Below are 9036 nucleotides of genomic sequence, written 5' to 3' on the forward strand. Positions count from 1 at the left end.
GACCAAGTGGCGACGACCTCCGCTATCGGTTGGAGAAGGAAGGCTTGCGCTTCTCGGTGAAGGCGGCCATCCCCTCCTTCTGGTCCGCCGTGGCGAAGGTGGCGTGGAAGACGCGGCGTTCGAACCGCACCCCTTCGGCAAGCGTGGTCTCGAACGCCCGGTTGACGGCCTCCTTGGCCATCATCGCGATCGGCGTGGACATGCCGGCGATCGTCTCGGCCACCGTCCGCGCTTCGGCGAGCAGGTCGGCGGCCGGGACGATCCGGGAGACCAGGCCCGCCCGCTCCGCCTCCTCGGCGTCCATGGTGCGGCCGGTCAGGCACATCTCCATCGCCTTGGCCTTGCCGACCGCACGGGTCAGCCGCTGCGAGCCGCCGATGCCCGGGATGACGCCCAGCTTGATCTCCGGCTGACCGAAGACGGCGGTGTCGGCGGCGAGCACGATGTCGCAGAGCATGGCCAGCTCGCACCCGCCGCCCAGCGCGTAGCCGGACACCGCGGCCAGCGTGGGCTTGCGTACCTGCCCGAGCCGGTCCCAGGCGGCGAACCAGTCGCTGAGATAGACGTCCATGTAGTCGTTGGGCCGCATCTCCTTGATGTCGGCGCCGGCGGCGAAGGCGCGCTCGGAGCCGGTGATCACCAGGCAGCCGATGTCCGGATCGCGGTCGAATCCGGTCGCGGCCTCCACGACCTCGTCCATGAGCTGGAGGTTCAGCGCGTTGAGCGCCTTGGGCCTGTTGAGGGTGATGAGGCCGACCCGGTTCTCCGACTCGGTGAGGATGGTCTCGTATCGCGTCATGAGCGTTCCCTGATGGAGTTGACGATGGCGGAGAAGTCCTGGCCGGCCCCGGCGCCTTCGGCGAAGGCCGCGTAGATCTCCGCCGCGTGGAGGCCGAGGTCGGCGGCCACGCCGTGGGCGCGAACGGCATTGGCCGCCAGGCCGAGGTCCTTGGCCATGAGGGCCCCGGCGAAGCCGGGCCGGTAGTCGTGGTTGGCCGGGCTCGCCGGCACCGGGCCGGGCACCGGGCAGTTCGTGGTCAGCGCCCAGCATTGCCCGGAGGCGGCCGAGGCCACGTCGTACAGCGCCTGGTGCGACAGGCCGAGCCGTTCACCCAGGACGAAAGCCTCACTGACCGCGATCATGGAGGCGCCGAGGATCATGTTGTTGCAGATCTTCGCCGCCTGCCCGGCACCCGGCCCGCCGCAGTGGACGACGCGGCGGCCCATCGCCGCCAGCACCGGTTCGACGGCGGCGAAGTCCGATTCGGCCGCGCCCACCATGAAGGTCAGCGTCGCCGCGCTCGCCCCGACGACGCCTCCGGAGACGGGGGCGTCGAGGGCCCGGTGCCCGGCGGTGACCGCTGCTCGCGCGGCGGCGTGCGCGTCGGCCACGTCGATGGTCGAGCAGTCGGCGAACAGCGTGCCGGGCCGGGCCGCGGGCAGGATGTCGTCGTAGCACCGCAGGACGTGCGGTCCGGCGGGCAGCATGGTGATGACCAGGTCGGCGTCGCCGGCGGCCGCGGCCGCCGAACCCGCCGCCCGCACCCCGTGCCCGGACGCTTCGTTGAGCGCCGCGTCGTCGAGGTCGAACCCGTCCACGTGGTGTCCGGCCTTGACGAGGTTACGCGCCATGAGCCCGCCCATGTTGCCCAGGCCGATGAAGGCGATCCTCATGACAGCCCCAGCTCCTTGTCGCCCAGCGGCGCGAAGAAGGCGTCGACCTCCGCCGCGGAGGCCGCCTGAACCCACCGCGGCGACCGGTCCTTGTCGATGACCTGTGCGCGGATGCCCTCTTCCAGATCGGGATGGCCCAGCGCCCGGCACGAGACGCGATACTCCTGGTCCAGCACCTCTTCCAGCGAGCCGAGCAGCCCGGCGCGCCGGAGCGATCGCAGCGTCACCCGCAGCGCGGTCGGTGACTTGGCCGCGATCTGCTCCGCGGCCTCCTTCGCCGCGCTCTCGCCGATGTCCAGCAACTGCTCGACGATCTCCGGAACGCTCTCACCGGCGTAACACACGTCGATCCAGGAGCGTTGCTCCGGCAGCGACCCTTCTGGAGCGGGTACGGCATGAGCCTCCAGCGCCGCCGTGACCCCGTGCGCCGCCGCGCTCCGCCGGAAGGCGGGCAGGTCGGCCGAGGGCACGAAGTGGTCGGCCAGGCCGCAGGCGATGGCGTCGCCCGCCCCGATCGTCGTGCCGGTCAGCGCGAGGTGCAGCCCGATGTCGCCGGGAGCGCGCGACAGCAGGAAGGTACCGCCCACGTCGGGGATCAGGCCGATGCCGGTCTCCGGCATGGCCAGCCTCGTGCGTTCGGTGACCACGCGGACGCTGCCGTGCGCGGATACGCCGACGCCGCCGCCCATGACCAGGCCGTCCATGAGAGCGACGTACGGCTTGCCGTAGCGGGCGATGCGGGCGTTGAGCAGGTATTCGTCGCGCCAGAACGCGGCGGTGGCATCGCCGCCACCCTGCCGGATGTCCTGGTAGATCGAGCGGATGTCGCCTCCGGCGCACAGCCCGCGTTCGCCGGCGCCGCTGATCAGCACGGCCTGGACCGTCTCGTCGCTCTCCCACGCCCGCAGCGCGGCGTCGATGTGCCGGACCATGTCGTGGGTGAGCGCGTTGAGCGCCTTCGGCCGGTTGAGCAGGATGTGACCGAGACGGCCGTCCTGCCTGGTCTCGATGTCCATCAGGCGGCCCCGCTCAGATTGCCGGTGAGGCCGCGGGCGACGATGACGCGCATGATCTCGTTGGTCCCTTCGAGGATCTGGTGCACCCGCAGATCGCGCACGATCTTCTCGATGCCGTATTCGGTGAGGTAGCCGTAGCCGCCGTGGAGTTGCAGGGCGCGGTTGGCGACGGTGAACCCGGTGTCGGTGACGAAGCGTTTGGCCATCGCGCAGAGCTCGACCGCCTTGGGGTCGCCCTCGTCGAGCGCCGTGGCCGCCCGCCACAGCAGGGCGCGGGCGGCCTCGAGTTCGGTCGCCATGTCGGCGAGCTGGAACTGCAGCCCTTGGGCGTGCGAGAGCGGCGCGCCGAACGCCTGCCTGTCACCGAGGTAGGAGGTGCTGGCCTCCAGCGCGGCCCGCGCGCCGCCGAGCGAGCAGGCGGCGATGCCGAGGCGGCCGCCGTTGAGGGCGTTCATCGCGATCCGGAATCCGTCGCCCTCCCGGCCCAGAAGCCGGTCGGCGGGGACGCGTACGCCGTCGAAGACGACCTGCCGGGTGGGCTGGGCGTTCCAGCCCATCTTCTCCTCGTTGGCGCCGAAGGACAGGCCGGGGTCGTCGCGTTCGACGACGAACGCGGAGACGCCGCGCGCGCCGGAGACGCCGGTGCGGGCCATGACCACGTACACCTGCGCGGCCCCGGCTCCGGAGACGAACTGCTTGACGCCGTCCAGGACGTAGGCGTCCCCATCCCGTACGGCTCGCGTGGCGAGCGCCGCCGCGTCAGAACCGGCGCCAGGCTCGGTCAGGCAGTAGCTGGCCAGGCTACGCATCGAACACAGCCCGGACAGCCAGCGCGTGCGCTGCTCGATGCTGCCGTAGTGGTCGATCATCCAGGCGACCATGTTGTGGATGGAGATATATCCGGCGATGGACGGACAGCCGGTGGCCAGCGTCTCGAAGATCAGCGTGCCGTCGCGGCGGGACAGGCCCGAGCCGCCGAACTCCTCGCTGACGTAGACGCCGCCGAGACCGAGGTCGGCCGCCTTGGTCAGCACGTCGACCGGGAAGTGCTTGCGCCGGTCCCAGTCGATCGCGTTGGGGGACAGGTGCTCGTGGGTGAAGCCGGCGACCGCCTCGACGATGGCGAACTGCTCCTGCGTCAGTACGGGCATCGGCCTCAGCCCATCGTCGGGATCGTGAAGCTGGCGCCCTCGCGAATGCCCGACGGCCAGCGGGAGGTGACCGTCTTGGCCTGGGTGAAGAAGCGGATGGAGTCGGTGCCGAACTGGTTGAGGTCGCCGAACATGGAGCGTTTCCAGCCGCCGAAGGAGTGATAGGCGACCGGGACGGGGATGGGCACGTTGACCCCGACCATGCCGGTGTTCACCCGGCGGGTGAAGTCGCGTGCCGTGTCGCCGTCGCGGGTGAAGATGGCGACGCCGTTGCCGTACTCGTGCTCGCTCGGCAGCCGCAGCGCGTGCTCGTAGTCGCCGGCGCGCACGATGGACAGCACGGGCCCGAAGATCTCCTCGCGGTAGATCCGCATGTCGGGCCGCACGTGGTCGAACAGGGACGGGCCGATGAAGAAGCCGCCCGGCTCCGGCACGTCGGCGTCCCGGCCGTCGACCACGAGCTCGGCGCCCTCGCTCACGCCGATCTCCACGTAGTCGCGGACGCGCCGCAGGGCGTCGGAGCCGACCAGCGGGCCGAAGTCGGCGCCGGGGTCGTCGCTGCGGCCCAGGCGCAGCTCGCCGATCCTGGCCACCAGCCGTTCCCGCAGCGCGTCCGCGGTCGCCTGTCCCACGGGGACGGCCACCGAGATGGCCATGCAGCGTTCGCCCGCCGAGCCGTAGCCGGCGCCGATCAGCGCGTCCGCGGCCTGGTCCAGGTCGGCGTCGGGCATGACGATCAGGTGGTTCTTGGCGCCGCCGAAGCACTGGGCGCGCTTGCCGTGCGCGGTGGCGGTCGTGTAGACGTGCTCGGCGACCCGGGTGGAGCCGACGAAGGCGACCGCGCTCACCCTGTCGTCGGTCAGCAGGGTGTCGACGGCGTCCTTGGCGCCGTGGATCACGTTCAGTACACCGGGTGGGAGGCCGGCTTCGGTGAGCAGTTCGGCCAGCCGTACCGGAACTGATGGGTCACGCTCGAGGGCTTGAGCACGAAGGCGTTGCCGCAGGCGACGGCGGGGGCCAGTTGCCACAGCGGGATCATGGCGGGGAAGTTGAACGGCGTGATCCCCGCGACCACCCCCAGCGGCCGGCGCATGGAGTAGACGTCGATCCCGCTGCCCGCGTTGTCGGTGAACTCGCCCTTGAGCAGGTGGGGGACGCCCGCGGCGAACTCGACCACCTCCAGGCCGCGCTGGATGTCGCCGTCGGCGTCGGCGACGGTCTTGCCGTGTTCGGATGACAGCAGCCGGGCCAGGGTGTCGCGTTCGGCCTCGACCAGGTGCAGGAACCTCAGCAGCACGCGGGCGCGGCGCTGCGGATTCCACTCCGCCCAGGCCGCCTGGGCTTCGGCGGCGTCGGAGATGGCCGCCCTGGTCTCGTCCGGAGTGGCCAGCGGGACTCTGGCCTGGACGGTTCCGGTGTTCGGGTCGTGGACGTCGCCGAAGGTGCCCGAGATGCCGGGGACGTGCTTGCCGCCGATGAAATGGGACAGTTCACGGATCATGGAGCCTGCTTTCGCCAGGTGGACCCGAGGATGGGCATGCAAAGGAGGGCAGGTCAGAGGTGAGTGACCGCCGTCGCCATCGGATCACCTGGGCCGCGGGCGCGTTCCGGTGCCATGCGTGTTCGCTCCATCCTCGTGGACAACACATGCCAGAACTCGCGGCCGGTATCCTGACTCCCGGATCAGCGCACGTCATCCGGCCTTCCCGGCTTTCGCCAGTGGCACTGTCGAGCGATGACGCACATCCCCGGTCACAGTGGCGGGACCGTGCTGGATTCACACCAGCTTCCCTGCACCGCGAGCGTTCCTGTTGAAAATATAGTTGGACGTCCTAGTAAGTCCAGTGCCGGCTTCCCTTGGCTTAGGGTGGGGGTCGCAGTTGGTTCGCCCCGTCAGCCAGGCGAGGCGTCGTAAGAGGGAACCCGGTGCGAATCCGGGACTGCCCCGCAGCGGTGAGTGGGAACGACCGCCGTCACCAGCACTCGGCCCCCGGGGCCGGGGAAGCGACGGCCAGTAGGCATGTGCGACGCGCCCGCGAGTCCGAAGACCTGCCACTGCCCGCGCGCACCCCGCGCGCGGTGCATCGGACGGCCTCGAGGGAGGGCTGGGCGACCACGCGGGCCAGAAGTGTGCCCGCGCCTGGGCCGTGCCTTCGCTCGAACGCCGGGGATGTCCCCGTGACTCGCGAAGGAGAGTTCCGTGACCGAGCGTTCGCTCGCCACCGTGTACGGCTACCCCCGCCAGGGACCCGGCCGCGAACTGAAGAAGGCCGTCGAAGGCTACTGGGCGGGCCGGATCACCGCCGCCGAGCTGGAAGCCGCCGCCGCCGGCCTGCGCCGCGCCGCCTGGCGCGAGCTCACCGACGCCGGCCTCGGCGAAGTCCCCTCCGGCGACTTCTCGCTGTACGACCACGTGCTGGACACCACCGTCATGGTCGGCGCGATCCCCGAGCGGCACCGGGCGGCCGTGGAGGCCGACCCGCTGGCCGGCTACTTCGCCATGGCCCGCGGCACCCAGGACGTGGCGCCGCTGGAGATGACCAAGTGGTTCGACACCAACTACCACTACCTGGTCCCCGAGCTCGGCCCTGACACCGTCTTCACCGCCAACCCCGGCAAGCAGGCCGCCGAGCTGACCGAGGCCCTGTTGCAGGGCCACAACCCGCGCCCGGTCGTGGTCGGCCCCGTCACCTACCTGCTGTTGTCCAAGCCCGCCCCCGGCGTCGAGCCCGGCTTCGAACCGCTGTCGCTGCTGGAACGGCTGCTGCCCGTCTACGCCGAGATCCTCGCGTCGCTGCAGTCAGCGGGCGCCGATTGGGTGCAGTTCGACGAGCCCGCCCTGGTCCAGGACCGGCCGCAGGAGGTGCTCGACGCCGTCGCCGCCGCCTACGCCCACCTCGGCGGGCTGACCCGGCGGCCCAGAATCCTGGTGACCAGCTACTTCGACCGGCTCGGCGCCGCCCTGCCCGTGCTGGCCGCCGCCCCCGTCGAGGGCCTCGGACTCGACTTCACCGGCTCGGCCGCCGCCAACCTCGACGACCTGGCCGCGGCCGGCGGGCTGCCCGGCAAGCGGCTGGTGGCCGGGGTCGTGGACGGGCGCAACATCTGGATCAACGAGCTGGAGAGGTCGCTGGCCACGCTCGCCACCCTGCTCGGACTGGCCGAGCGGGTGGACGTGGCCGCCTCCTGCTCCCTGCTGCACGTCCCCTACGACACCGCGCTGGAGACCGACCTCCATCCCGAGGTGGCCGGCTGGCTCGCGTTCGCCCGCCAGAAGGTCGCCGAGACCGTCACGCTCACCCGCGGCATCAGCAGGGGCACCCACCTCATCGCCGAGCAGGTGGACGCCAACCAGGCCGCGCTGCGCGCCCGCGCCGAGTCGCCGCTGACCCACAACCCGGCGGTCCGCGCGCGCACGACGGCCGTCACCGCCGCTGACAGCCGTCGCATCAGCCCGTACGGCGAGCGCGCCGCCGCCCAGCGGGCCAGGCTGAAGCTGCCGCCGCTGCCGACCACCACGATCGGCTCGTTCCCGCAGACCAGCGAGTTGCGCGTCGCCCGTGCCGACCTGCGCGCGGGCCGTATCGACCAGGCCGCCTACGACGAGCGCATCGCGGCCGAGATCCGCCAGGTGCTCGCCTTCCAGGAGGAGGCCGGGCTCGACGTCCTGGTGCACGGCGAGCCGGAGCGCAACGACATGGTCCAGTACTTCGCCGAGCAGCTCGACGGCTACGTGGCCACCCAGCACGGCTGGGTGCAGTCCTACGGCAGCCGCTACGTCCGCCCGCCGATCCTGGCCGGCGACATCTCCCGTCCCGAGCCGATGACGCTGCGCTGGACCACCTACGCCCAGTCGCAGACCAGCCGCCCGGTCAAGGGCATGCTCACCGGGCCGGTCACCATGCTGGCCTGGTCCTTCGTCCGCGACGACCAGCCGCTCGGCGAGACCGCCCGCCAGGTGGCGCTGGCCCTGCGCGAGGAGGTGGCCGACCTGGAGGCGGCGGGCACCACCGTCATCCAGGTCGACGAGCCCGCGCTGCGCGAGACGCTGCCGCTGCGCGCCGCCGACCGGCCCGCCTACCTGGAGTGGGCCACCGAGTCCTTCCGCCTGGCCACCTCCGGCGTACGCGACGACACCCAGATCCACACCCACATGTGCTACGCCGAGTTCGGTGAGATCCTGGCAGCCATCGACGACCTCGACGCCGACGTGATCAGCCTGGAGGCCGCCCGCTCCCACATGCAGGTGGCGCACGAACTGTCCGAGGGCGGCTACCCGCGCGAGGTCGGGCCAGGCGTCTACGACATCCACTCGCCGCGCGTACCGGGCGTGGAGGAGGTCGCGAGCCTGCTGCGCGCGGGCCTGGCGGCCATCCCGGTCGAGCGGTTGTGGGGCAATCCCGACTGCGGGCTGAAGACCCGCGGCTGGGAAGAGGTCCGCAGCTCGCTGACGAACCTCACCGCCGCCGCCCGTCAGGTCCGCGAGAACCCGACCGGCTGAAGCTCAGTGCATGGTGTAGCAGTGGTGCGTGGCGTCCAGCCAGGTCTTGTCGAGTTCCTGGCCCACGACCCTGCCGACGGCCACCAGAGCGGAGGTGAAGGATTCGGCCGGTTCGGCGACGGGCTCGTCCGGGTCGGCCGGGTCGAGGTTGAAGCGCAGGCCGCTCAGATAGGGGTCGAGCGCGTCCGGGTCCAGGCCGGAGCGCTCGTCGGTGTCGTAGATGTCGAGCACGGTGAGCAGCTCACCGGATCGCGCGAACTTCAGCAGGCAGTCGCCGTGGAAGTCCCAGCTGATCGCCAGTGCCTGCCCCTCGCCGCCGGTCAACGCGAGGACGGCGTCGTCCTCGGCGATCCGGTGATCACCGATGAGCACCGTCCAGGCGCCCATCCGGCCGGCCAGAAGCCCGGCCTCCGCCTCGTCGCTCCCGTCGGAACCCGGTCCCCATCCGGCGTAGTCGTCCGGCACACCACTGCCGGGATCCCCGTGGAGCAGGCCGACGGCTTCCTCTGCCGTGGGCCCCTGGCACCAGACGGCGTAGAACTGCCGCATGGAGACGTCACTGGGATCGTAGGAGCGAAGCAGCTGGTACAGGTGATCCGCGGGCATGCCGTGCCTTCCCTTCGATCGGTCTGAGCGGTACGGCTGCCGCCCGGCTCACGGCCGGGCCGGAACCGTACGACACGAGGGGGGTGTT

At 71.3% G+C, this 9036-nt stretch carries 6 protein-coding genes, 1 pseudogene and 2 riboswitches; of the genes and pseudogenes, 1 reads left to right on the forward strand and 6 read right to left on the reverse strand.

Translation table 11 applies throughout. The features are described 5' to 3' along the window. Positions 1 to 22: 22 nt before the first annotated feature. From ACFWY5_RS30750 to ACFWY5_RS30770, 5 genes and pseudogenes are all read right to left on the reverse strand, one after another. Positions 23 to 799, reverse strand: a complete 777-nt coding sequence (locus tag ACFWY5_RS30750) for an enoyl-CoA hydratase (protein WP_379636097.1) — start codon at positions 797 to 799, stop codon at positions 23 to 25. Further along, positions 796 to 1674 (reverse strand): 3-hydroxyisobutyrate dehydrogenase, encoded by an 879-nt coding sequence (gene mmsB, locus ACFWY5_RS30755; RefSeq protein WP_379636099.1) that lies wholly within the window; start codon positions 1672 to 1674, stop codon positions 796 to 798. The genes ACFWY5_RS30750 and mmsB overlap by 4 nt, the downstream gene beginning before the upstream one ends. Then, positions 1671 to 2690 carry an enoyl-CoA hydratase/isomerase family protein gene (locus ACFWY5_RS30760; protein ID WP_379636101.1) on the reverse strand — a complete coding sequence of 340 codons (1020 nt, stop codon included), beginning with the start codon at positions 2688 to 2690 and terminating at the stop codon, positions 1671 to 1673. Before ACFWY5_RS30760 ends, mmsB begins: the two co-directional genes overlap by 4 nt. Continuing rightward, a complete protein-coding gene (locus ACFWY5_RS30765) occupies positions 2690 to 3841 on the reverse strand; it encodes an acyl-CoA dehydrogenase family protein (protein WP_379636103.1) in 1152 nt (383 codons plus the stop codon). Before ACFWY5_RS30765 ends, ACFWY5_RS30760 begins: the two co-directional genes overlap by 1 nt. Positions 3842 to 3846: 5 nt before the next feature. Beyond that, a pseudogene (locus tag ACFWY5_RS30770) lies at positions 3847 to 5342 on the reverse strand (CoA-acylating methylmalonate-semialdehyde dehydrogenase). Positions 5343 to 5484: 142 nt separating this feature from the next. Then, positions 5485 to 5657, reverse strand: a riboswitch (cobalamin riboswitch). Positions 5658 to 5722: 65 nt separating this feature from the next. Continuing rightward, positions 5723 to 5896, forward strand: a riboswitch (cobalamin riboswitch). Between the two features lie 145 nt (positions 5897 to 6041). On the opposite strand from ACFWY5_RS30770, the gene metE reads away from it, so the two are divergent. Further along, on the forward strand, positions 6042 to 8342 hold the full coding sequence (gene metE, locus ACFWY5_RS30775) for a 5-methyltetrahydropteroyltriglutamate--homocysteine S-methyltransferase (RefSeq protein ID WP_379636105.1): 2301 nt from the start codon (positions 6042 to 6044) through the stop codon (positions 8340 to 8342). Positions 8343 to 8345: 3 nt separating this feature from the next. Here the strand turns inward: metE and ACFWY5_RS30780 are convergent, their stop codons facing one another. Beyond that, positions 8346 to 8948 carry a hypothetical protein gene (locus ACFWY5_RS30780; protein WP_379636107.1) on the reverse strand — a complete coding sequence of 201 codons (603 nt, stop codon included), beginning with the start codon at positions 8946 to 8948 and terminating at the stop codon, positions 8346 to 8348. Between the last annotated feature and the right edge of the window lie 88 nt (positions 8949 to 9036).

It is taken from the genome of Nonomuraea sp. NPDC059007 (assembly GCF_042740555.1).
Lineage (GTDB): Bacteria > Actinomycetota > Actinomycetes > Streptosporangiales > Streptosporangiaceae > Nonomuraea.

Bases quoted from the DNA above. Each gene is read 5' to 3' on its own strand.
- ACFWY5_RS30780 (WP_379636107.1), bottom strand. From the start codon at position 8,948: ATGCCCGCGGATCACCTGTACCAGCTGCTTCGCTCCTACGATCCCAGT.
- mmsB (WP_379636099.1), bottom strand. From the start codon at position 1,674: ATGAGGATCGCCTTCATCGGCCTGGGCAACATGGGCGGGCTCATGGCG.
- ACFWY5_RS30750 (WP_379636097.1), bottom strand. From the start codon at position 799: ATGACGCGATACGAGACCATCCTCACCGAGTCGGAGAACCGGGTCGGC.
- ACFWY5_RS30765 (WP_379636103.1), bottom strand. From the start codon at position 3,841: ATGCCCGTACTGACGCAGGAGCAGTTCGCCATCGTCGAGGCGGTCGCC.
- ACFWY5_RS30760 (WP_379636101.1), bottom strand. From the start codon at position 2,690: ATGGACATCGAGACCAGGCAGGACGGCCGTCTCGGTCACATCCTGCTC.